Source organism: Bacillota bacterium (assembly GCA_024655925.1).
Lineage (GTDB): Bacteria > Bacillota > DTU025 > DTU025 > JANLFS01 > JANLFS01.
Genome location: JANLFS010000011.1, coordinates 4,115 through 4,818 on the forward strand (window position 1 = coordinate 4,115; position 704 = coordinate 4,818).

Consider the following 704-nt stretch of genomic DNA (forward strand, 5'->3'; position numbering starts at 1 on the left):
GGGCTGCATGGGGAGAGACGATAGATCCATGGAGCCCTGATCACGATTTTGGGGGCTCCCATGACTACTCCCGCGACACTACCAAGCATGACTGCGCATACGACTGCGGCAATCGTCGCAACTAGGGTTCTACTGCCACGCATAGTGTTACACTCCTCCTTAGTTGTCGTGTACAAGGTCGCACTTCCATGCCGTGGGCTGTTGAGCTTCTTTCTCACCTCCCATAGCACATTACCAGACCATGGGGCCTTCCGGAGCTACGGCTGGTCCTCTAACGACGAAGGGCTATCATGACCCACCATCGTGACCTTGATGCCATTCGAGACCATCAGCGTGTAGAACTCGGGAAGGATTCCATGTCCTGTGATAACGTGATGTACCTGGGTCAGCGGGCAGACAGACACCAGGGCAGGCCTGCCAAACTTGCTGTGATCGGCCACCAGTACCACTGTGCGGCTCCGTTGAACTATCTTCCTCCTTATTTGGGCCTCAAGTGGGTTTGCGTACATGATCCCGTTCTCAGCGGTGACACCTGCGGCCCCAATGAATGCCTTAGGAACATGGAGTCGGTCCAGCATAGCCTCGGCCAGCTCCCCTACCATCGACTCACCAGGTCCGCGCAGAAGTCCGCCTATCAGAATCACTGAGATATTGCTATTGCACTTGAGAAGAGTGGCGATGTTGAATGTAGTCGTCACTACCGT

1 protein-coding gene is annotated in these 704 nt (G+C 55.1%); it reads right to left on the reverse strand.

Annotated features, from left to right (window positions below; all coding sequences use genetic code 11):
* Nucleotides 1-257: 257 nt before the first annotated feature.
* Nucleotides 258-704, reverse strand: a 447-nt coding sequence (locus NUW23_02860) for a DeoR family transcriptional regulator (GenBank protein ID MCR4425119.1), incomplete at its 5' end; no start/stop codon positions are given.